This window comes from bacterium (assembly GCA_016703265.1).
Taxonomy (GTDB): domain Bacteria; phylum Krumholzibacteriota; class Krumholzibacteriia; order LZORAL124-64-63; family LZORAL124-64-63; genus CAINDZ01.
The window spans coordinates 666,388-687,638 of the sequence record JADJCK010000003.1 but is presented as its reverse complement, the minus strand read 5'-3'; the positions used below and the strand labels follow the sequence as shown (position 1 = coordinate 687,638).

Genomic DNA, 21,251 nt, shown 5'->3' with positions numbered 1-21,251 from the left:
GCCCAAGGGGGGGGGGGGGGGGGGGGGGGGGGGGCCCCGGGCCCGGGGGGGGGGGGGGGGGGGGGGGGGGTGGGGGACGGGGGGGGGTCGCGGGGAAAGGGGGGGGGGCGGGGGGGGGGGGGGGAAGGGGGGGGGGGGGGGGGGGGGGGGGGGAAAGGGGGGGGGGGGGGGGGGGGGGCGGGGGGGGGGGGGGCGGGGGGGGGGGGAACCCCGGGGGGGGGGGGGGGGGGGGGGGGGGGGGGATGGGGGGGGGGGGGGGGGGGGGGGGGGCCCCCGGCCCACGGGGGGGGGGGGGGGGGGGGGGGGGGGGGGGGGGGGGGGGGGGGGGGGGGGGGGGGGGGGGGGGGGGGGGGGGGGGGGGCGGGGGGAGGGGGGGGGGGGGGGGGGGGGGGGGGGGGGGGGGGGGGGGGGGGGGGGGGGGGGGGGGGGGGGGGGGGGGGGGGGGGGGGGGGGGGGGGGGGGGGGGGGGGGGGGGGGGGGGGGGGGGGGGGGGGGGGGGGGGGGGGGGGGGGCCCGGCCAAAAAAGGCGGGGGGGGGGGGGGGGGCCGGGGGGGGGGGGGGGGGCCGGGGGGGCCGGGGGGAAAAGGGGGGGGGGGGGGGGGGGGGGGGGGGGGGCGGGGGGGGGGGGGGGGGGGGGGGGGGGGGGGGGGGTGGGGGCCGCCCCCCCGCCCGGGGGGGGGGGGGGGGGGGGGGGGGCGGGCCCCGCCGGGGGGGGGCGGGCGGGGGGCCCCGGCCCCGCGGGGCGGGGCCCCCGACCCCCCCGGCCCGGGGGGCCCCGCCGCGGGGGGGGGCCGGGGGGCCGGGGGGGGCCCCCCCCCCCCCCCGGGGGGGGGGGGGGGGGGCCCCCCCCCGGGGGCCCCCCCCCCCCCCCCCGGGGACGGGCGGGCCCGGCCCGGAAAAAAGAAAAAAAAAAAAAAAAAAAAACCAGGAGGGAAAAAACCCGGGGGGGGCCCCCGGGGGGGAAGCCCCCCGCCGGCCCCCCCCCCCGGGCCGCCGGCCCCGGGGCCCCCGGCCGCCCCCCGGCCCCCCCCCCCCCGGACGGGAAAGCCGGCGGGCCCCGGGGGGCCCCCCCCCCCCCCCCCGCCCCGGCCGCGGGGGGGCCCCCGGGGGGGCCCGGGGCCCGGGGGGGCCGGCCGCCCCCCGGGCCCGGCCCCCCCCCGGCCCCCGGCCCCGCCGGGCCCCCCCCCGCCCCGGAGGCGGCCCCCCCCCCCCCGGGGGCCCGCCGGGCCCCCCCGGCGGGGGGGACCCGCCGCCCCCCCGGGGGCGCGGGGGGGGGGGGGGAAGGGGGCCCCCCCCCCCAACCCGGGCCCGGGGGGGCCGCCGCCGCCCCCCGCCCCCCCCCCCCGCCCCCCGGGGGCGGGGCCCGCCGGGGGGCGGGCCGCCCCCGGCGGGGGGGGACCGGCCGCGAGCCCCCCCCCCCCGGGGCCCCCCCCCGGCCCGGGGGGGCCCCCCCCCCCCGCCGAACCCCCCCGGGGGGCGGGGGGGGGGGCGGACCCGGCCCGGCCCCCCCCGGCCCCCGCCCCGGCGGGCCCCCCCCCCCCCCCCGGGCGCCCGGGGCGGCGCCCCCCCCCCGGCCCCGCGGCGGCCCCCCGCCCCCGGGGGGCCCCCGCCGGCCCCGGCGGGCGGCCGCCCCCGCGGGCGGGCAAACCCGCCCCGCGGCCCCCCCCGCCCCCCCCCCCCCCCGGCGGGGGGGGGGGGAAGAAAAAAAAACGGGGGGGGGGGGGGGGGCCCCGAAACCCCCCCGGCCCGGCCCCCCCGGGGGGGGGGGGGGCCCCCCCCCCCGCGGCGGCGGGGCCTCGAGGCGCTGACCGGGGACGGGTGACTCTGCCCGCTCACCCCCGCCGCGCCCTCGCCAGCATCTTCCGCGCCTCCGCCGCCAGGTCGGCCGTGAACTCGTGCGCGTCGAGCCCCTTGATCGCTTCCTCGAGCAGCGGCACGGCCTCGGCATTCTTCCCCACCTCGACCAGGCAACGCGCCAGCTCGCTGCGCGTGGAGGCGAGCATCCAGTCGTCCGGCGCCAGCAGGCTGTCGCGCATGGCAACGCAGGCGCGCAGGCGCACGACGGCGCCGGCGTGGTCGCCGCGCAGGTGCAACACATCGCCCATCGACGCCAGCGAGTAGGCCACCTCGGTGTGCGTGGCGCCGAACATGCGCTCGCGCATGGCAAGACCGGAGGCGAGCAGCGAGTCGGCTTCGGCCGCCTGGCCGCGCGCGGCCAGGGCCCTGCCCAGGCCATTGAGGATCGCCGCGACGTACGGCTTGTCGCCGCCCTCGCCGCGCTGGTGCTTGTCCAGGGCCGTGCGGTAGACAGGCTCGGCGGCACGCTCGTCACCCATGTCCTGCAGCTTGGCGGCCCAGTTGTAGTAGTTGATGACCACGGCCGGGTGGGTCTCGCCGAGGTTGCCCTGCGAGTCCCGGGCGATCTGGCCCAGCATGGCCGCCGCCTCGGGGAACCGGCGCTGCTGGTCGTAGAGCGAGGCCAGCAGGCTCATCACGCCCAGCGTGCGGCGATGGTCGGCGCCCAGCACGCGCCGGCAGGTCAACAGGAGGTCGTCCAGATACGCCTCGGCCTCGGCGTAACGCCCCTGGGCCAGCAGCGTGTTGCCCAGGTTCTGCCGCGAGACGATGGTCTCGGCGTTGTCGGCCCCGTAGATCCTGGTCGTCGCCGCGACGAGTTCGCGGTGGGCGGCTTCGGCCTCGTCGAGGCGGCCCAGGTTGATGTAGTAGGCGGCGAGGTTGGACCGCGCCTTGATCGTCTCGGGGTGGTCCTGGCCGTAGACGCGCGTGGCGCCGGCGATGACGTCACCGTAGGTCTGCAGGACGACCTCCGCCGGCCTCGTGTACTGCTGGATGATGGCGAGCGTGCCCCTCGCGTTCAGGGTCTGCGGATGGTCCGCGCCGAAGGCTGCGACATACCCGGCGATCGCCTCGGTCAGCAGCGTATCGGCGCGGGCTTGCCGTTCCGCGTTCGCCAGCGTGAACGCCAGCACGACCTTGGCTCGCAGTGCGTCTTCGGGAGCGGCGTCGGGCCGGCGCCCGTACGCGGCGACCGCCGCCTCGCCGAATTCCAGCGACTCCTTGAGCTTGCCCGTGCGGATGAAGAGGTCGGCCAGGTCGACCATGGCCCGCAGCGCGACCGCGTCGTCGGGGCCACGGGCCGCCTGCGAAGTGGCGATGACCGCGCGCAGCTGCGTCTCGGCCTCGGCGTGGCGACCCGCGCGGATCAGGGCGGTGCCGAGGTTGCGGCGCGTTGTCTGCGTGGCGCCGTCGTCGTCGCCCAGCAGCGCGGTCTGCAGCGAGTCGGCGACCTGCAGGTTGGCCAGCGCTTCGGGGAACTTGCCGATGGCCGCGTAGGTCAGCCCCAGCGTGCCCAGGATCGCAGCCTGGACCTCCGGTTGCGCGGCCAGCTCTGTCTGCGCGCGCCGGTCGGTGTTGACCAGGATCTCCTCGAGCAGCTTCGTGTCGCGCCCGCGGGCGGTGGCCGGGCTGATGCCGCCGAGCATCGACTGCAGGAACTCGGTGGTCTTCTCCGCCTTCGCCGCCTGCACGGCGGTGCGGTCGCGCTCGCGCGCCAGGCGCCCGGCCTGCACCGACATCGACACGGCCAGCACCGCGAGCATGAGCACCAGCGCTGCGCCGGTCGCGAAGGCGCCCCGGTTGCGCCGCACCAGCTTGCCCAGGCGGTACGAGGTGCTGGGCGGGCCGGCCGTCACCGGTTCGTTCCTCAGGTGGCGCCGCACGTCGGCGGCCAGGCCGTTGGCCGTCTCGTAGCGCCGGTCGCGCTCCTTCGCCAGCGCCTTCATCGTGATCCAGTCGAGGTCGCCGCGCAGCTCGCTGCGCAGGCGCGGCGCCGCCGTGCCGTGATGCGCGGCCACCTGCGTGGCGCGGGCGCCGAGGCTGCCGAAGCGCGTGCTCGGCCGCGGCGGATCCTGCTCGATGATGATGCGGCGGATCGCGTCGTAGCCGGCCTTGCGCAGCTCGCCCGACTCGAAGGGCAATGCGCCGGCCAGCAGTTCGTACAGCACCACGCCCAGCGCGTAGACGTCGGTGCGCGTGTCGATGTCGTCGTCGTTCGCGGCGGCCTGCTCGGGGCTCATGTACTCGGGCGTGCCGATGAGCTGGCCCATCTCCGTGAACATCGTCATCTCGGTCAGGCGCTGCGTGGTGGCCTTGGCCACGCCGAAGTCGATGATCTTGGGCACCGGGCGCCCATCCACTTCCGCGACGAGGACGTTCGAGGGCTTGAAGTCGCGGTGGATGACGCCCTTCTGGTGCGCGTGCTGCACGCCCTCGCAGACGCGGGCGAACAGCTCGAGCCGGTCGCGCGTGGAGAGCTTGCGCCAGTTGCAGTAGTCGGTGATGGGCTCGCCCTCGACATACTCCATCACGAAGTAGGGGCGCCCGCGGTCGGTGGCGCCGGCGTCGAAGACCTTCGCGATGCAGGGGTGGTCCATCAGGGCGAGGGCCTGGCGCTCGGCGTCGAAGCGCGCGACGACCGCGCGCGTGTCCATGCCCTGCTTGATCACCTTCAGCGCGACGCGCCGGCGAATGGGCTCGGACTGCTCGGCCTCGTAGACATCGCCCATGCCGCCCGAGCCGATGCGCCGCACCAGGCGGTAGGGGCCGAAGACGGTGCCGACGTCCTCGTCCGGGGGTGCGTCACCCGCGGCCCGGTCCAGCGGAAGCGTGCGGTCGTCGTCGGGTCCGCCGGGCAGTGTCGTGTCGGTCACGGGGCCCTCCCTGGGCTGTCAGTTCTGCTTCGCGCGCCACTTCGCCGCCGCGGCGGCATCGCCCTGCTTCTCGAACAGCTTGACCAGCAGCCGCGCCGCGGACTGGGTGTTGCCGGCCTTGGCGCCTTCGGCTGCCAGCAGCTGGTCGTAGCCGCGGCGCAGGTACGGCGCCGCCTCGTCGAGGCGGTCCGCGCGCAGCAGCGCTTCGCCGAACTCGGTCTGCGACCGGCCGGGCAGCCAGCCGGCGACCTCGCCGGGCGCCGGGTCCAGCGCCCGCTCCAGCAGGCGTCGCGATTCAGCCTCCTGCCCCTGGCACAGCGCGATCGACGCCAGGCGGATCCGGACCAGGCGCGTGGTCGAACCGGCATCGCCTTGCTGCTTCACGAAGAACTCCTCGCACGCCTGGAGCTCTTTCGTTGCCTCGTCGTAGCGGCGCAGGTCGCGCAGCATGCCACTCAGGTGCATGGTTGCATTCCAGCCGCCGGGATGTTCCGCGCCCTTGGCTGTCCTGTAGTCGTCGCGCCCGCGACGCATCGAGGCTTCGGCCTCCTCCAGCCAGTCCAGCCGCGACAGCGCGCCCGAGGTCGACGCGCGTGATCGCGGTCTCGGGGTTCGACGGCCCGAGCACGCGCTCGCGCGTCTCGAGCACGATCTGCAGCTGCTGCAGGGCCGCCGCATCTTCGCCCAGGTTGACCAGCGAACGGGCGCAGTCATTGCGCGCCAGCAGCGTGTAGGGGTGGTCCGCGCCGGCCAGCGCCGTGTAGAGCGCGATCGATTCCTCGAACAGGGGCAGCGCCTCGCGGTCGCGGCCCTGGCGCACGATCGTCGTGGCCAGGCGGTGCAGGACGTCCGGCAGCAGCTCGGGGTCGGTCCGGGGGCCCTTGCGCGCGACCGCCAGCAGGTCGGTCAAGGCTGCCTCGGCCGCGGGCAGTCGGCCGCTGCGCTGCAGGAACTCGGCCACGCCCAGGCGGGCGCGGTTCGTATCGTCGGCCTGTTCGCCGTACAGCTGGCGCGTCATCGCCAGGGCGCCGTAGATGAGCGAATCGGCCTCGGCGAGCCGCATCTGGTTCATGTAGAACTCGGCCATCGAGCGCATGACCTGCGCCTTGTCGGCATGGGGCCCGTCGTGGACCTTGTCGAGGACCGCCATCGACTCCCGCAGCAGCTGTTCGGCATCCGGGATGTTGCCGCGCGACTCGAGCAGGCGCCCGAGGTTGTGCAGGTCGGTCGCGATGAAGGGGTGGTTTTCGCCCAGCACGCGGCGGTGGATGGCCAGCGCCTCGCGGTAGTTCACCTCGGCCGCTTCGTAGTCGCCCTGGTAGCGGGCAAGGTTGCCCAGGCTGTTGTAGGTGACGGCGATGACGTCGCTCTCGGGCGCTCGCCGGCGATAGAAGGACAGGGCGATGTTCATCAGCGAGTCGGCCTCGTCGTAGCGCCCCATCTGCACCACGATATTGCCCAGCTGCAAGGTGGACTCGGCCCAGACCAGAGAGTCGACCTCGGCCTGGCCCGACATCGCCGCGAGTGACTCGCGGTAGAGGGTCTCGGCGGCGGGCAAATCGCCGCGGGCCCAAGCCAGGACCGCCTCTGCGGAGGCCACCAAACCGCGGTCCGGCGAGGTGACGTTGCGCGTGGACTGCAGTTCCTTCACGCGCTCGAGCTGTTTCGTGGCCGTGTCCCAGTCGCCCAGCTGGCGGTAGGTGTGGCTGAGTTGCAGGCGCAGCGCGGCTTCCACCTCGGGCTGGTCGGCCAGTTCGGCTCCCAGCCGCTTGTCGGTGTCCTCGAGGATCGCCTCGAGCAGTTCCGTGTCACGCCCGCGCGCCACATGCGGCCCGACGCCGGTGAGCATGTCGCCCAGGAAACGCGAGACCTGTGAGGAACGCGTTGCCTCGCGCTGCGCCGCCCGCGACGCGGCCTGCTCGCGCGTGTACATGACCGAGCTGATGATCGTGGCGCCGACCATCACCACGGCGATGATCGCCAGCGCCGCGAACGTGCCGCGGTTGCGCCGCACCAGCTTGCCCAGGCGGTAGCCGGCGCTGGGCGGGCCGGCGTTCACGGGCTCGTTCTTCAGGTGGCGCCGCACGTCGGCGGCCAGGCCGTTGGCCGTCTCGTAGCGCCGGTCGCGGTCCTTCTCCAGCGCCTTCATCGTGATCCAGTCGAGGTCGCCGCGCAGCTCGCTGCGCAGGCGCCGCGGCGCGGTGCCGTGGTGCGCGGCCACCTGCGTGGCCTGTGCGCCGAGGGAGCTGAAGCGCGTGCTCGGCCGCGGCGGGTCCTGCTCGACGATGATGCGGCGGATCGCGTCGTACCCCGCCTTGCGCAGCTCGCGCGAATCGAAGGGCAGGGCGCCGGACAACAGCTCGTACAGCACCACGCCCAGCGCATAGACGTCGGCGCGGGTATCGATGTCGTCGTCGTTGGCGGCCGCCTGCTCGGGGCTCATGTACTCGGGCGTGCCGATGAGCTGGCCCATCTCGGTAAACATCGTCATCTCGGTCAGGCGCTGCGTGGTGGCCTTGGCCACGCCGAAGTCGATGATCTTGGGCACCGGGCGCCCGTCCACTTCCGCGACGAGGATGTTGGACGGCTTGAGGTCGCGGTGGATGACGGCCTTCTGGTGCGCATGCTGCACGCCTTCGCAGACGCGCACGAACAGCTCGAGCCGCTCGCGCGTGCCCAGGCTGTGGCGATTGCAGTAGTCGGTGATGGGCAGTCCGTCGACGTACTCCATCACGAAGAACGGGCGCCCGCGCGCGGTGGCGCCGGCATCCAGCACCTTCGCGATGCAGGGATGGTCCATCAGGGCCAGTGCCTGGCGTTCGGCGTCGAAGCGCGCGACGACCGCGCGCGTGTCCATGCCCTGCTTGATGACCTTCAGTGCGACGCGCCGCCTGATCGGCTCGGACTGCTCGGCCAGGAAGACGTCACCCATGCCGCCCTGTCCCAGGCGACCGACCAGGTGATAGACCCCGATCACCGCGCCGACATCCTCGTCCGGGCGCGCGCCGCCCTCGGCGCGATCGAGCGGGAGCGTGCGGTCGTCGTCGGGACCAACGGGCAATGTGCGGTCGTCGTCCTGCATGAGGGTGGGCTCCTCGGGTCGGTACGGGAGGCTGTAAACAGGATGATAATGGATGTCATTCTAGATGAATGGTGGGATGGGGGCAAGGGCTGTTGCGCCGGCGCAAGTATGGCGAAAAACGGACGAAATGGACGCCCGTGGGCGGCAAAACATCAACAATGATAATGATGGGCATATTCTATGCTGCGATGGATCCGGCCGTGGTCGCATGCCAGCCGGCCTCTCAATCCGCAGCCCGAATGGCCGATAATGCATTCCCCGCAGCCGGCCCGCCCGGGTCGCGGGGTTTCCAGGTACCAGCCAGCCCACCGGAGCACGGCCGTGGAAGACGTCGTCTATCGCAAGGTCCTGTTGATGGTCAGCGAGCTGCATCGCAAGGGGCACCAGCGCCTGCGCATCGCGCCCGGTCTGTCGCCCGAAGGCGGCGAGCACTGGCGCTGCTCCATCACGCCCATCACCAACATCTCGATCAGGCACGGCGCGCGCCTGGTGGACTGGGAACATCTTTCGGCACACTACACCAGTGGCGCCGGCGCCAAGTACTTCGACTGGTCGTACGCCGCGAACCTGGACCCGGTGAAGCTGGCGCTGCGCTTCATCGAGGAGTTCCCTCTGATCGCCGAGGCGGGCCGCGGCTCAGACTGGGCCTATGCGGGCTGGTACCAGGAGATGCTCGGACTGACGCATCCCGACCTGCTGCCGATCGCCTACCGGGACGAAGGCTGCCCCAAGGACAAGCTGCTGACGGTCGGCGGCTCGCGCGCCGGCGTGATCATCCCGCTGCCGCCGCCGGGCGAATGCGCGGAGGCCCTGATCGAGGCCTGACCTCCCACCCAGGTGGCGAATTCCCGGCGGGTGCCGAAATGCTTGGCGCCCGCCGCCGTCTGTGCGGATCGTGTGGGGGCGGGTGCGGTCCTGTCGCCGCGCCTGCGAACGAGGGGGAATTTTCATGAAGCGAATCCGGATGCGATTCCAGGTCGCGACGGCCGCGAGCGGCGCCGTCGCCCTGATGGTGATGAGCGGTTGCGGCGGCGGCGGCTCCAGCGGTGGCGTGAACATCTCCGCGGCCGACCGCAAGGAGGCGCACGACATCTTCCAGACGCGCTGCGCCACCTGCCACGGGCAGTTCGGCCGCGGCGACGGCCCGGGCGCCGCGGCGTTGAACCCCAAGCCGCAGAACTACGCCGATGCCGCCTGGCAGCAGAAGGTGACCGACGCCGAGATCGAGAAGGCGATCGTCTTCGGCGGCGCCTCGGTGGGCAAGAGCGCGCAGATGGTGCCCAACCCCGACCTTGAGGCGAAGCCCGGCGTGGTGGCGGCGCTCAGGGAGAAGGTGCGGTCGTTCGGGGAGCAGTGAGCACCACTACTTCGCGTCGATCAGCGTGATCTCCTTCACGGTCACGGTTTCCTCGCGGACCTCGACCATGATGCCGAACTGATCGCGCAGGAACTCGCGGTTCGTCTTCCACGAGCGGTCGTGCGCAGCCAGGCCGCGGTGTTGTCGATCGTGTGGCCGCGGGTCATCGCCAGGTGGTGTTGCAGAAAGGTGTCTTGGAAGATGTCCTGCGCCTCCTCCGTCGACGAGGCCAGGTTCCAGATGGTCCGCAACACCCGGGCGCCGTGGTCGGCCATGCCTTCCGTAGTCGCGGTCTCGGGTCGTGCCACTCAGGGCTCCATTCACTTCACGGCGCAATGCTCACCCATTCCAGATATAGAGTCAGGGACACCGGAAATGTGAACCGACTCTTGAGCGCGGCGCTGGCCGTTGATCCACGGCCGGTGTCGCCACCGCATAATGCGTTATCATAAAACAGTTTATAATATTCGCGATTAAATGGATAAATTGGTCTGATTTAACGCTTGACGCCGTTGCTGCAGTTAGCGCATTCTCTCATGTGTTGAGCCATTGAGACGGCCTGAGTCGCAAAATCCCAGTTTTTCGACCCGCCGCATCCAATTGTCGGACCATGGCAAACGGCCGATCCGGCACCAGTTCACCAGCTGGAATCGCAAAGAGAGAGGTTGCGCATGAGCAAGGCAAAGCAAGGGACTCGAGTAGCGGCTCTGATCGTGGCAGCCGCTGCCTTGAGCGCGCTCGGAGCAGGTTGCAATGGGGGTGGCGACAAGGGTGCCACCGGCACCGCGAACTCGAATGGCGCCAAGAAGGTTTCGATCACCGGCGCCGACCGCAAGGAAGCCCATGAGATGTTCAACACGCGTTGCGCGGCATGCCACGGCCAGTTCGGTCGTGGTGACGGTCCCGGCGCAGCCGGGCTGAACCCGAAGCCTCGCAACTACGCAGACGCCGCCTGGCAGTCCACCGTCACGGACGAGGAGATCGAGAAGGCGATCGTCTATGGCGGTGCCGCAGTCGGCAAGAGCCCGCAGATGGTGGCCAACCCCGATCTGCAGGCCAAGCCAGGTGTCGTGGCGGCCTTGCGCGAAAAGGTGCGTTCGTTCGGCCAATAGGCGGTCGCCGACGCCGGATCGCAGGCCGCGAACCGTGCCGCGACGCCCAACCATAGAGGAAGGTCCCGATGAAGCGACTGCCTAAACTCACCCGCCTGGGGATTGCGCTACTGGTCGTCACCGTGGCCCTGGTTGCGGTAGCGTCGTGCGGCGGCGGCCGCAAGGCGTCCGTGGCCGGCGGCGCCGATCTCAAGGCGCTGATGTTGGCTCGCGGCCTGACCGAGGAAGACGTCACGGCAGCACTCAAGACTTTCACGCCGACCGGCAAGAAGGACGAGTTCTATCTGTTCGCGTCCGGTGGCCACGGCGGCAACATGATCGTCATCGGCGTGCCCAGCATGCGCATCCTCAAGTACATCGGCGTCTTCACGCCCGAGCCGTGGCAGGGCTACGGTTACGATCAGGAGACGGCCGACATCCTCGAGGCCGGGTCGCCGCCGGGACACCTCCTGACCTGGGGCGATATGCACCACCCGGCCTTCAGCGAAACGAATGCCGATTACGACGGTCAGTTCATCTTCGCGAACGACAAGGCCAACGCCCGCCTCGCGGTGATCGACCTGCGCGACTTCGCCACCAAGCAGATCGTGCAGAGCGGCCTGATCATGAACGACCACGGCGGCACCTTCGTCACGCCCAACACCGAGTACGTGATCGAGACAGCCCAGATGGCGGCGCCACTGGGCGGCGGCTACGCGCCCCTCTCCGAGTACAACGACAAGTACCGCGGTGCCCAGATCTACTGGAAGTTCGATCGCGTCAAGGGTCGGATCATCAAGGAGGAATCCTGGGCGATCGAGCTGCCGCCCTACATGCAGGACCTGGCGGACGCCGGCAAGGGCGCCAGTGACGGCTGGACGTTCTGCAACTCGGTAAATACCGAGCGCGCCACCGGCGGCCTGCAGGAAGGCAAGCCCCCGCTGGAGTCGGGCGCCTCGCAGAACGACATGGACTTCCTGCACGTCATCAACTGGCGGAAGGCCGAAGAGGTCGTGCGCGCCGGCAAGACGACGACAATCGCTGGTATGCGAGTGATCGCGCTCGAAACGGCGATCGCCGAGAACCTCCTGGCTTTTGTTCCGGAGCCGAAGAGCCCGCACGGTGTCGACATTGCGCCCAACGGCACCGACATCGTGGTGTCCGGCAAGCTCGACACGCACGCCACGGTCTACGACTTCAACAAGATCAAGGCGCTGATGGAAGCCGGCACTCACGAGGGCAAGGATGCGTACGGCGTGCCCATCCTGCCGTTCCGTGAGACGATCCGTGGCCAGGTCGAGATCGGGCTGGGGCCGCTGCACACGCAGTTCGATGACAAGGGCTTCTGCTACACGTCGATCTTCCTCGAATCGAAGGTCGCCAAGTGGTCGCTGGCCGACCTGACGCTCATCGACAAGGCCTCGGTCCATTACAACATCGGCCACCTCTCGGCCGCCGAAGGCGATGCGCTGCATCCGAAAGGACGCTACCTCATTGCCATGAACAAGTGGGCCATCGACCGCTTCAATGGGGTCGGTCCGCTGCTCCCGCAGAACTTCCAGCTTATCGACATTTCGGGCGACAAGATGCAGGTCATCTTTGACATGCCCCTGCCGCTGGGCGAGCCGCACTACGCCCAGATGATCAGCGCCGACAAAATCAAGCCCATCGACATGTACTCGCCAGTGGGCATGAATCCCGTGACAATGAGCCCGGACCCCCACGCGACAGTCACCGAGCAGGAGGCGCGGATCGAAAGGAAGTCGGACGGCGTGCATGTCTACATGACGCTCGTGCGCAGCCACCTCAACCCCGACATCATCGAGGTGAAGCAGGGTGACCGCGTGCACATCCACGCCACGAGCCTCGAACAGGCGCTGGATGCGACCCACGGGTTCTGCATCGACATGTACAACGTCAATCTGAGCATCGAGCCCGGCAAGGTCTGCAACGTGTCGTTCACGGCCGACCGTGCCGGCGTGTTCCCGTACTACTGCACCGAGTTCTGCTCGGCGCTGCATCTCGAAATGGCCGGCTACCTGCTGGTCAAGCCGAGTTGAGATGAACCGTGGCAGGCGGCAGGTCGATTGGTCGGGGCGCGGTCCAGGGCGCGGTCCACGACGTGTTCCCGGGCGCGGGTGGGCGGCGACGGTTGCAAGCGCATGGCTGGCACCGCTCCTCGCGTCCCTGGCTCTGGCCGACGACCTGCCGCGCCCGCCGGTGATCGCGTCCCCACCCCGGCCGGCGATCGGCATCGAGGTGGCAGCCGGTACTTCACTGGCGGCAGCCATCGGGCGCGCCGAACCGGGCGCAACGTTGATTCTGGGCGCCGGCGTGCATGCCGGCCGCGTAGTCATCGACCGACCGTTGACGATCTGGGGCCCCCGCGAGGCGGTCGTGCGGTCACCCGGCCAGGGCACGACCATCGAGGTGACGGCCCCAGGCGTCAGCCTGCTCGGATTCTCGATCGATGGCAGCGGCAACCGGTTCGAGGATACCGACGCCGCAGTGCACCTGAAAGGCGACGACGCGAAGGTCGAGGGAGTGCGCATCACCGGCGCCCTGTTCGGCGTCGCGGCGAGCGGCGTGAACCGGGCACGCATCTCCGGGAACGAGGTCATCGGCTCGGGCGTGCGCGATTTCGGGCTGCGCGGGGACGCCATCCGGCTGTGGGAAGTCCGCGGCTCGCTAGTGGCAGGAAATCACGTGGTCGACGCCCGCGATATCGTCGTCTGGTACTCGCCGGGCAACGAAGTTAGCCGCAACTTCGTCGAGCGCGGGCGCTATGGCACGCACTTCATGTACAGCAGTCGCAACCGAGTGCTCGAGAACACCTACCTGCGCAACCTCGTCGGCGTCTTCGTCATGTACTGCGACAACGTCGAAGTGGTCGCAAACCTGGTGGTTGCCGCCGACCCGCACGACGGCATGGGTCTGGGGCTGAAGGAGGCCGGGAATGTGACGGCAACGGGCAATCGTATCGTACGATGCCCGACCGGCGTCTTCGTCGACACCTCGCCGATCCAGATCAGCCACGTGAACCGCTTCACCGGGAACGCCTTCGAGTTCTGCGACACGGGAGTCCTGTTCCACAGCAGCGAGAAGCGCAACGAGTTCGTGGACAACGCATTCCATGGCTGCGCCGCCTCGGTGCGTGTGGATGGCCACGGAGACGCCACACATGTGACCTGGCGTGGCAACTACTTCGAGGATTATGCGGGATTCGACCTGGATGGCGACGGGACCGGCGACGTGCCTCACGAGCCCCGCTCGCTGTCCGGCCAACTGACGAGCACGCGCGAGGCGTTCCGATTCTTTCGCGGCACGCCCGCGCTCGGCCTGCTTGACGTAGTCAGCCGCGTGTTGCCGGTCCTGACGCCGGCCGTGGTGTTCAGTGACCCCGCACCGCGTCTGCACCGTCCCTTGTCCCCGGAGGCCGGTCATGGACCTTGAGCTGCGGAACGTGACGCGGCGTTTCGGACGCGTTGCGGCGCTCGACGATCTTTCACTGGATGTCGCTGCTGGGAGCCGTGTCGCATTAATCGGGCCCAACGGCTCGGGCAAGTCGACGCTCACGCGCGTCCTGATGGGCATCATCGAGGCTGAGGGTTCGATTCGGCTGGATGGGCGAGATGCAGGGCGTAACCGAGCCGACCTGGCGCGCCGCCTGGCCTACGTGCCGCAGGTCGCGCCGCAATTCGGTGCCGGCGTGGCGGAAGTGATTCGCTCGATCGGGGCCATCCGGCGCCTGCCGGAAGGGCGGGTGGTCGAGCTGGCGCAGCGACTGGGCCTGGATGTCGGTGCGGTGGCGGGCAAGCCCTTTCGGGCACTGTCGGGCGGCATGAAGCAGAAGCTGCTGATAGCGTTGGCGCTGGCTCCCTCTTCGACGCTGCTGATCCTCGATGAGCCCACTGCCAGCCTTGATGCCGCGGCGCGGCAGGCTTTCTACGAACTGATCGGCGAGCTGGAGGGAAAGGTCACGGTGCTGCTCTGCTCGCACCGGCTGGAAGAGGTGCGGCATCTTGTGAACCACGTCGTGGGGCTGCATTCGGGGAAATTGGCCTTTGACGGGCCGGTCGGAGAGTATCTCGGGTCGCGCAGCCACGGTGTCATCGAGGTGTACCTGCGCGGACCCGCGCACGAACCCTGGCTGCGCGCCTGCGGCTTCCGTCCCGGGGCTGGTCGTGGCTGGGCGCGGACGGTGACGCACGACGAGAAGCTGACGCTGGTCAGGCAGCTGGCCAGCGTGCTGAAAGGCGATCTGGAAAACCTCGTCGTGCGAGACCTCGATCTGGTCGAGGACCCGGTTGGTGACGAGGGCAGCGGGGAGGGTATCGCGTGAGCCATAGACGCCGCAGGACGCTGTTGCCGGTCATCATTGTCGCCGGGGTCGCGGTGGCTGCGCTGGCAGGCTACATCCGTCGCTCCGAATCACTGCCACGAGGGCCTCAGGACGTTGTCTGGGACCACACCCAGTGCGCCGAATGCCGCATGTCGGTCAGCGAGAAGGCCTACGCCGCACAGATGCAGCTGGTCGATGGTCGTGTGCTTGACTTCGATGACGCCGGCTGCCTGTTCCGCTTCGCTGCGCAAAACGAAGTCGGCGTACACGCCATATACTACCGGCACCTGCGCGAGGACCTCTGGCTGCCCGAGGATCAGGCCGCCTTCGTGGAGTCAGGGCCCTCGCCAATGGGCTACGACCTGGGTGCTGTGGCTGTCAGCACGACAGGCGCCGAACCGGCGGCCCGGGTGCGCGCGACGTATGCGACCGGCGCGGCGGCAATGGGCGAGGAGGCGTCTCATGCGCATTGACCCGGTGCATGCGCTGGCGCTCGCGCGGTTGGACCTCGGCGACGTGCTGCGGTCCCGCTGGCTGGTCTTCTGCCTGTTGCTCTACGCCGCGTTGGCGGTGCTGTTTCTGCTGGTTGGACTGCGGGAATCCACCGTGCTCGGGTTCACCGGCATGGGGCGCGTGCTGCTGTCGATGAGCCACGCACTCGTGCTCCTGCTGCCTCTGCTGGCGCTGTCGGCCACGGCGCAGGTCGTCAATCGCGCCCAGGACGAGGGCGCACTGGAGCTGCTGTTCAGCCACCCGGTCACGCGCGACGAGTATTTTGCCGGCGTGACGCTGGTGCGCTTCGGCGTGCTGCTGGTGCCGTTCGTCGGGTTGATGGCGCTGGTGGCCGCCATCGGCTGGATCGCACTTGATAGCGTGCCGGCGTGGGGCTTCCTGGGACGTGGGCTGCTCGTCTGTTCGGCGCTCATCTGGGCGTACACGGGCTGTGGGCTGGCGGTCTCGACCTTCGTGCGCAACCAGGCCAAGGCGGTGATGCTCCTGCTGGGCATCTGGGTCGCGTCGGTGGCCTTGCTCGATTTCCTGCTGATCGGCGTGATGCTGCAATGGCGCCTCAACCCCCAGAGCATCTTCGTTCTGGCGGCGCTCAATCCGGTTGAGGCCAGCCGCCTGGCGCTGCTTTCGTCGGCAGAGCCGACACTCTCGGTGCTCGGGCCCGTCGGCTTCTATCTGACGCATCGGATCGGCTCTACGTCACTCTTGCTTCTCGGAGTCATTTGGCCGGCCGCGCTGGGGACCGCAGGCTGGTGGCTGGCACTCCGGCGCTTCCGGCGCCAGGACCTAACCTGAACGTGCCGCTGCGGCGCCTGCCGCAGCAAGGAAGGGAACGTCTGCATGAAACGGATGTTGAACAACTTCATGTCCGTCGCCTCCGGTCCGGTGCGCGCGCGCCAAAGGTGGCTGCTGGTGGCGCTGGTCATCCCACTTGCGCTCAGCTTCTTTTTCCCCCTGTGGCGCATCCGCATGGAGGCGCCGCAGTACCCGCGCGGCCTGCACATGGACATCTATGCCTATAAACTGGGCGGCGGGAACAACGGCCACGATGTCACGGAGTTGAATGCCCTGAACCACTACATCGGAATGCACCGGATCGAGCGCAGCACGGTGCCCGAACTGGGCTGGATCCCGTTTGCGTTCGGGGCCCTGGCGTTGCTCACGTTGCGCGTGGCGGTGCTTGGGCGTGTTCGCGACCTGGTGGATTTGAGCGTACTGATCTCGTATGTGACGCTGTTCTTCCTCGCGCGCTTCGTGCTGATGCTCTACCGGTACGGCCACGACCTGGATCCGACGGCGGCCCTGAAGATCAAGCCGTTCATGCCGGTGATCGTCGGCACCAAGCAGGTTGCCAACTTCACCACGCAGTCCTATCCTCTGGCCGGCACCGTACTGGTGGGCCTGTATGCGGCCGGCATCGTCTTCCTGACGGGCTGGCACTTCCTTCGTGGCGAACGCCCGCTCTCCGGCAGTGAGGCGGGTGCAGGGGATTGCTGAACGGCATGGTCAACCAGACGACGCGCTATGCCCTGCAGATCCTCGGCTACCTGGCCCGGAGCGATGCGTCGCTGGTCCCGCACGAGCAGATCGCGCGCGAGATCGGCATCCCTGCCAACTACCTCTCGAAGATCCTCAACCAGTTGCGCAAGAGCGGCATCGTCGAGTCACGCAAGGGCTGGGGCGGGGGCTCACGCCTGCTGCCGGATGCGGCCGGGCGCCCCCTGCTGGACATCGTGCGTGTATTCGAGGGCGACCGTCCGGCGGGCATTCCCGCCTGCATCTTCGGGCTGCCGGAATGCGGGGACACCAACCCCTGCCCGCTGCACGACCATTGGACGCTCATCCGGGACTCGTTCCAGACGCTGCTGTGCACGACGACGGTCGGCGACCTCAAGCGGCGCACGGTCGATGTGGCGCGGGAAGACCTGGGGCTGGGTGGTCCCGGCATCGGCAACTGAAGCTCCATCGGCCGGGGGATTTCACAACCTCGCTGCCGCCGCCCATGCTATATTCGGATAAGGACAGCAAAATAGTCGGTGATTCCACCCATGGAGGTCGCCATGTCCAGACAAACTACGCCCCCGCAACAGGTTGACTCTCGCTCAACGCTTGCCATCCTCTGCCTCCTCTGCCTCGTCTTCGTGCAGGTCGACGCACGCGCCCAACAGCACCCCGGCCCCGGCGAATGGGGCGACGCCCCGGAAGGCGCCCCCGCCTATCCCGCGCTCGGCGTTGCCGGCGGCTTCCCGACCTGCTTCGGCGGACCGGCCGGCTTCGTCTTTCACGCCAACATGGCGCCCGTGGCCTGGTTCGGTCTGTCGATGGATTCCGAACCGGACGGCAACGCCGGCTTCTGCCCGTCGCCGCCCTACGAGATGGACGAGTGCTGGGGCGCTGCCGACGGCGACGGCGGCCTGGTCAACACGTCCACGTTCACGATCTTCCAGAACAACATCCAGCAGTGCAGCAGCGGGCCGTACGATCCGGTGGCGCCGGCGTGCGCCGTTGTGCAGTGGGGCGCAGCCATCGACCTGATGGTGTCGAACCTCTCGGGCAACGTGGCGATGATCAACGTGCTCTTCGACTGGAACCATGATGGCCTGTGGAACGGACAGGTACTGTGTCCGGGCACGGGGCCGGTGCGCGAGCACGCCATCGCGAACCTGCCCGTGCCGGACGGCTACATCGGGTTCCTGTCTGGGTTGTCGCCGGGGCCGCTGGAAGTGGGGCCCAACGACGGTCCGGTCTGGGCGCGGTTCACGATCGGCGATCCCCTGCCCGTGCCGCCCGACTGGGACGGCAGCTTCATGTACGACACGGGCGAGACCGAGGACTACCTGCTGGCGATTGGACTGCCCGGCGGCGGCGGCGATGCCGGCGAGCTTGGCGATGCACCCGAGGACGAACTCGCCTACCCGAACGGCACGGTGGGTCACTTCCCGACGTGCATCGCCGGTGGTGCGATCGGTTATGTGTATCACCGCGCGCCGATCACGGCGTTCTTCGGGCCGCTGGTCGACCTCGAGGCCGAGGGCAACCACGACCTCTGCAACTTCAGCCTCCAGAACCACGACGAGTGCGACCAGGACGGCGACGCGGGCCTGATCGTGCCTCGCGCCTACGACCTGGTGAACGGCACGCTGAGCGCGTGTCCGCAGCAGGGTGGCGCGCCGTCACTGCCGGGCGCCTGCCAGCGGGTGACCTGGGGTGCGGACATCGACATCACCATCGACAATTCGGGCGGACCGGACATGCTGCTGCATGTGCTGGCCGACTGGGACCGCAGCGGCGACTGGGGTCAGACAGTGACCTGCGCGAGCGGGGATGTCGGTGGCGAGCAGATCGTCATCAACCAGGCCGTGCCGGCCGGGTTCAGTGGACCGGCCTCGCTGCTCGGGTTGCCATCGTTCCGCGCGTTGAGCAGCGATGGGCCCGTGTGGTTCCGCTTCACACTCAGCGATGCGGCCGTGTCTCCCGACTGGACCGGCGACGGCCAGTTCGGTGACGGCGAGACCGAGGACTACCTGCTCTTCGTCGGTGCGCCGACCAGTGTGCCCGCTGTCGGGGCCGGCCTTGGCCTGCGGCTGCTGCCTGCGCAGCCGAATCCGTTCAACCCGCGGACGACCATCCGTTGTGAACTCGAGATCGCAGGCGACTTGAGGGTGACCGTCCACGATGCCCGCGGGCGTCTCGTGCGCACGCTGGCTGTCGGCACGCGCGGTGTCGGTGCATACGACTTCGTCTGGGACGGGACGGATGATGGCGGCCGGCGTGTCGAGTCTGGCGTGTACCTCGTGCGCGCCGATGCCGGGCACGGAGCGACGACGCAGAAGGTCGCGCTCTTCAAGTGATCCGCTGTCGGGAGTGAAAGAGGCCGCCGCCCGTACGGGCGGCGGCCTATCGTTTGTCCACCACGGCGAGGTGCTGCTGCGGTGTTACCGGAACAGCACCTTCACCTGCGACCACGAGCTGCCCTCGGTGGCCACGACGTCGGACCAGTTGAAGGCCACCTCGCGGATCTCCAGGCGCGGGCTCGGGTTCAGCGACAGCACGACCAGGTCCACGCGCTTGACGTTCTCGACCACGGGGAAGGGATAGATCGCCGGCGCCGTCTGGCCGATCGGGCCGGTCAGCACCGGCGTGCTGCCCAGCGGCAGGTTCGCCGCGTCGAAGAAGTCGAGGCGGAAGTTGGCGATGCCTTCGGCGCTGACGTTGACGTCGTTCCAGAGCACGAAGTCGCCGAGCGCTTGCGCCGTCGCGAGCTCCAGGTGGATGGTGCCGATGATGCCCGGGTTGACGGCGAAACCGTTGTACCAGCCGGGAGCGGTCAGCAGGCCGTCGCAGATCTGGTCGATCGTGAAGCCGCCCTGGCTGGGGACCGTGGTCGTGGCCGTGATCTGGCCCGGGCCCATGATGGTGGCGTGGGCCGGGACACTCAGCAGCGCGGTGGCCAGCAGGGTGACGGGCAGCGAGACGCGGCGAAGGGCGTGGAAGCGAAGCATGGTGTGTTCATCCCCAAGGATTGGTTCTGTCGGCAACGTGTTTCAGGACAATCGATTACGGCGCTGCCGGCATCTGTCCCGATGAGAATCATCCAGTATATCAGAAAAGCCGACAGCAATGCAAGGATCTTCGGCGGTCGGCCCGGCGGGGCAAGGTTCACCTCGCCTGCCCGTGCCGCCGCGGTTAGGTTGGTCCAGTGAATAGTTCCGCCCGACGCCGGGTATGGCCGGCGCTGAACCCGAACCGGAATTCCGCGGAGGCACAATGAAGAAGTTCATCCCGCTCATCGTCATTCTCGGCGCGCTGGCGCTGACGATCCTGCCCCTGGTGGGGCAATACAACAAGGTCATCGGGCTGCAGGAAGGCGTCGACGGGCAGTGGGCCAATGTCGAGAACGTCTACCAGCGCCGCGCCGACCTGATTCCCAACCTGGTCGAGACGGTGAAGGGCTACGCCGAGCACGAGCGCGAGACGCTCGAGGCCGTGGTCACCGCACGCGCCAAGGCGACGCAGGTGCAGACCGAACTGACGCCCGAGGCGATGAACGATCCGGCGACGATGCAGAAGTTCCAGGCTGCGCAGGCTGAGCTGGGCTCGGCGCTGGGTCGCCTGATGGTGGTTGTCGAGAAGTACCCGGACCTGAAGGCGAACCAGGGCTTCCTTGACCTGCAGGCGCAGCTCGAGGGCACCGAGAATCGCATCACGGTCGAGCGCCGTCGCTTCAACGAGCTGGCGCAGGGCTACAACACGACCATCCGCCGCTTCCCGATGTCGATGATGGCCGGCATGTTCGGCTTCGACAAGAAGGGCTACTTCGAGGCGGCCGAGGGTGCGGAGAAGGCGCCGCAGGTGAAGTTCTAGTGCAGCACCGATTCGTCCTGGCGCTGGGTCTGCTGGCGCTGCTGGCCTTGCCGGCGGCGCCGGCGGCGGCCCAGCGTGCCGATGCGGACCTGCCGGCGGCGCCGTCGCAGCACTTCCTGGATGCGGTGGGGCTGGTCACGCCGGCAGAGGCGAAGCAGTTCGCCGATGCGCTCTACGCCTTCGAGCAACGCACGCAGATCCAGTTCGTGGTGGCGGTGCTGCCGGACCACGGCGGTGAACTGCAGGATTTCACGAGCCGGTTGTACGAGCACTGGCGGATCGGCCAGCGCGACACGCAGCGCGGCGTGCTGTTCGTCGTCTTCCCGGACCGGCGCGAGACCCGCATCGAGACGGGCTACGGCCTGGAAGAGACGTTGCCCGACGTGGTGGCCAGCCGCATCCTGCGCAACATGGTCGACGTGCCGCGCGAACCGGCGGCCGGGCGCCTGGCCTTCGTGGTGCGCTCGGTGGTCGCTGCCATAGCGCCCGACGACCCGCTGGCGGCCGGCGGCGGCGCCGCGGCCACGCGTGAAGGCGACAAGCGATCGCGCGGCTTCCCGTTGCCGCTGTTCTTCCTGCTCTTCATCCTGCTGCCGATCATCCTCGGCGGCCGGCGGCGCTCGAGCATGCTCGGGCCGCTGATCATCGGTTCGATGCTCGGCGGCGGCGGACGTGGCGGCGGCGGTGGCGGCTGGGGTGGTGGCGGTGGCGGCGGCGGATTTTCCGGCGGCGGCGGCTTCTCGGGCGGCGGCGGCGCGAGCGGAGGTTGGTAGCC

The 21,251-nt window shown here is 70.0% G+C and carries 18 protein-coding genes; 13 read left to right on the top strand and 5 right to left on the bottom strand.

The genetic code is table 11. The annotated features are described in order from the left end of the window. Window positions 1-1,832 precede the first annotated feature (1,832 nt). The 3 genes from IPG61_07190 to IPG61_07180 are packed head-to-tail and all read right to left on the bottom strand — an operon-like array spanning window position 1,833 to window position 7,812. A complete protein-coding gene (locus IPG61_07190) occupies window positions 1,833-4,730 on the bottom strand; it encodes a serine/threonine protein kinase (protein ID MBK6733865.1) in 2,898 nt (965 codons plus the stop codon). Window positions 4,731-4,748: 18 nt separating this feature from the next. Next, window positions 4,749-5,114 (bottom strand): hypothetical protein, encoded by a 366-nt coding sequence (locus IPG61_07185; GenBank protein ID MBK6733864.1) that lies wholly within the window; start codon window positions 5,112-5,114, stop codon window positions 4,749-4,751. Further along, a complete protein-coding gene (locus tag IPG61_07180; protein ID MBK6733863.1) occupies window positions 5,026-7,812 on the bottom strand; it encodes a serine/threonine protein kinase in 2,787 nt (928 codons plus the stop codon). Before IPG61_07180 ends, IPG61_07185 begins: the two co-directional genes overlap by 89 nt. Window positions 7,813-8,133: 321 nt before the next feature. On the opposite strand from IPG61_07180, the gene IPG61_07175 reads away from it, so the two are divergent. Both IPG61_07175 and IPG61_07170 read left to right on the top strand, forming a co-directional pair. Next, the gene (locus IPG61_07175) at window positions 8,134-8,637 is read left to right on the top strand and encodes a hypothetical protein (GenBank protein ID MBK6733862.1); all 504 of its coding nucleotides are present in this window, start codon (window positions 8,134-8,136) and stop codon (window positions 8,635-8,637) included. Window positions 8,638-8,761: 124 nt separating this feature from the next. Continuing rightward, window positions 8,762-9,169, top strand: a complete 408-nt coding sequence (locus IPG61_07170; GenBank protein ID MBK6733861.1) for a c-type cytochrome — start codon at window positions 8,762-8,764, stop codon at window positions 9,167-9,169. Between the two features lie 41 nt (window positions 9,170-9,210). Here IPG61_07170 and IPG61_07165 read toward each other — a convergent pair whose 3' ends face one another. Continuing rightward, window positions 9,211-9,477: a sigma-70 family RNA polymerase sigma factor gene (locus IPG61_07165; protein MBK6733860.1), complete on the bottom strand. Its 267-nt coding sequence runs from the start codon at window positions 9,475-9,477 to the stop codon at window positions 9,211-9,213. 363 nt (window positions 9,478-9,840) lie between these two features. Here IPG61_07165 and IPG61_07160 point away from each other — a divergent pair, with 363 nt between their 5' ends. The 9 genes from IPG61_07160 to IPG61_07120 all read left to right on the top strand — a co-directional run bounded on the left by IPG61_07160 (window position 9,841) and on the right by IPG61_07120 (window position 18,963). Beyond that, window positions 9,841-10,281: a c-type cytochrome gene (locus tag IPG61_07160; GenBank protein MBK6733859.1), complete on the top strand. Its 441-nt coding sequence runs from the start codon at window positions 9,841-9,843 to the stop codon at window positions 10,279-10,281. A 68-nt stretch (window positions 10,282-10,349) separates the two neighbouring features. Continuing rightward, window positions 10,350-12,320: a Sec-dependent nitrous-oxide reductase gene (gene nosZ / locus IPG61_07155; protein ID MBK6733858.1), complete on the top strand. Its 1,971-nt coding sequence runs from the start codon at window positions 10,350-10,352 to the stop codon at window positions 12,318-12,320. Between the two features lie 160 nt (window positions 12,321-12,480). Beyond that, a complete protein-coding gene (gene nosD / locus IPG61_07150) occupies window positions 12,481-13,713 on the top strand; it encodes a nitrous oxide reductase family maturation protein NosD (GenBank protein MBK6733857.1) in 1,233 nt (410 codons plus the stop codon). Beyond that, window positions 13,703-14,602 carry an ABC transporter ATP-binding protein gene (locus IPG61_07145; protein ID MBK6733856.1) on the top strand — a complete coding sequence of 300 codons (900 nt, stop codon included), beginning with the start codon at window positions 13,703-13,705 and terminating at the stop codon, window positions 14,600-14,602. The genes nosD and IPG61_07145 overlap by 11 nt, the downstream gene beginning before the upstream one ends. Then, on the top strand, window positions 14,599-15,075 hold the full coding sequence (locus tag IPG61_07140) for a hypothetical protein (GenBank protein ID MBK6733855.1): 477 nt from the start codon (window positions 14,599-14,601) through the stop codon (window positions 15,073-15,075). Before IPG61_07145 ends, IPG61_07140 begins: the two co-directional genes overlap by 4 nt. After that, window positions 15,065-15,907, top strand: coding sequence for an ABC transporter permease subunit (locus IPG61_07135; protein ID MBK6733854.1), 843 nt, complete (start codon window positions 15,065-15,067; stop codon window positions 15,905-15,907). The genes IPG61_07140 and IPG61_07135 overlap by 11 nt, the downstream gene beginning before the upstream one ends. A gap of 45 nt (window positions 15,908-15,952) precedes the next feature. Beyond that, complete coding sequence (locus IPG61_07130; GenBank protein MBK6733853.1) at window positions 15,953-16,609, top strand: hypothetical protein; 657 nt, start codon at window positions 15,953-15,955, stop codon at window positions 16,607-16,609. A 5-nt stretch (window positions 16,610-16,614) separates the two neighbouring features. Then, entirely contained in the window at window positions 16,615-17,070 is a 456-nt protein-coding gene (locus IPG61_07125; GenBank protein MBK6733852.1) for an Rrf2 family transcriptional regulator, read from the top strand. A 102-nt stretch (window positions 17,071-17,172) separates the two neighbouring features. Next, window positions 17,173-18,963, top strand: coding sequence for a hypothetical protein (locus IPG61_07120; protein MBK6733851.1), 1,791 nt, complete (start codon window positions 17,173-17,175; stop codon window positions 18,961-18,963). 84 nt (window positions 18,964-19,047) lie between these two features. On the opposite strand, the gene IPG61_07115 is transcribed toward IPG61_07120, so the two are convergent. Continuing rightward, window positions 19,048-19,614 carry a hypothetical protein gene (locus IPG61_07115; GenBank protein ID MBK6733850.1) on the bottom strand — a complete coding sequence of 189 codons (567 nt, stop codon included), beginning with the start codon at window positions 19,612-19,614 and terminating at the stop codon, window positions 19,048-19,050. Window positions 19,615-19,879: 265 nt separating this feature from the next. Between IPG61_07115 and IPG61_07110 the strand changes: the two genes are divergently transcribed. Continuing rightward, a complete protein-coding gene (locus IPG61_07110) occupies window positions 19,880-20,476 on the top strand; it encodes a LemA family protein (GenBank protein ID MBK6733849.1) in 597 nt (198 codons plus the stop codon). Then, window positions 20,476-21,249, top strand: coding sequence for a TPM domain-containing protein (locus IPG61_07105; protein ID MBK6733848.1), 774 nt, complete (start codon window positions 20,476-20,478; stop codon window positions 21,247-21,249). The genes IPG61_07110 and IPG61_07105 overlap by 1 nt, the downstream gene beginning before the upstream one ends. Window positions 21,250-21,251 lie beyond the last annotated feature (2 nt).

Coding starts and splice junctions, on each gene's coding strand:
- IPG61_07180 (MBK6733863.1), bottom strand. CDS start 7,812: ATGCAGGACGACGACCGCACATTGCCCGTTGGTCCCGACGACGACCGC.
- IPG61_07170 (MBK6733861.1), top strand. CDS start 8,762: ATGAAGCGAATCCGGATGCGATTCCAGGTCGCGACGGCCGCGAGCGGC.
- IPG61_07160 (MBK6733859.1), top strand. CDS start 9,841: ATGAGCAAGGCAAAGCAAGGGACTCGAGTAGCGGCTCTGATCGTGGCA.
- nosZ (MBK6733858.1), top strand. CDS start 10,350: ATGAAGCGACTGCCTAAACTCACCCGCCTGGGGATTGCGCTACTGGTC.
- IPG61_07145 (MBK6733856.1), top strand. CDS start 13,703: ATGGACCTTGAGCTGCGGAACGTGACGCGGCGTTTCGGACGCGTTGCG.
- IPG61_07135 (MBK6733854.1), top strand. CDS start 15,065: ATGCGCATTGACCCGGTGCATGCGCTGGCGCTCGCGCGGTTGGACCTC.
- IPG61_07130 (MBK6733853.1), top strand. CDS start 15,953: ATGAAACGGATGTTGAACAACTTCATGTCCGTCGCCTCCGGTCCGGTG.
- IPG61_07125 (MBK6733852.1), top strand. CDS start 16,615: ATGGTCAACCAGACGACGCGCTATGCCCTGCAGATCCTCGGCTACCTG.
- IPG61_07120 (MBK6733851.1), top strand. CDS start 17,173: ATGTCCAGACAAACTACGCCCCCGCAACAGGTTGACTCTCGCTCAACG.
- IPG61_07115 (MBK6733850.1), bottom strand. CDS start 19,614: ATGCTTCGCTTCCACGCCCTTCGCCGCGTCTCGCTGCCCGTCACCCTG.
- IPG61_07110 (MBK6733849.1), top strand. CDS start 19,880: ATGAAGAAGTTCATCCCGCTCATCGTCATTCTCGGCGCGCTGGCGCTG.